Here is a 312-nt window from a genome sequence, read left to right as displayed (position 1 = left end):
GACCTACTCTCACATGGGGAAACCCCACACTACCATCGGCGATGCATCGTTTCACTGCTGAGTTCGGGATGGGATCAGGTGGTTCCAACGCTCTATGGTCGTCAAGAAATTCGGGTACTGAGTCGTGACCGGTCGGCCTCGCTTCAGCAAATTGGGTATGTGATAAAAATCGGTGTTTTGTGAGCGTCGAACTTTCGGTTCGTTTCGTCTTCACACACCGCAATCTGATGCTCTTTCGAGTAGTCAAATTGCTTGGGTGTTATATGGTCAAGCCTCACGGGCAATTAGTATTGGTTAGCTCAACGCCTCACA

General features: G+C 49.7%; 1 rRNA gene. It reads right to left on the bottom strand.

Going from position 1 to position 312, the window contains the following annotated elements:
* Positions 1-106, bottom strand: a 5S ribosomal RNA gene (rrf, locus tag KW840_RS28345); the annotation flags it as partial.
* Between the last annotated feature and the right edge of the window lie 206 nt (positions 107-312).

This window comes from Pseudomonas sp. PDM30 (genome assembly GCF_019218985.1).
Lineage (GTDB): Bacteria > Pseudomonadota > Gammaproteobacteria > Pseudomonadales > Pseudomonadaceae > Aquipseudomonas > Aquipseudomonas jessenii.
The sequence above is the reverse complement of the archived record's forward strand: the minus strand, read 5'-3'. Positions and strand labels throughout refer to the sequence as shown.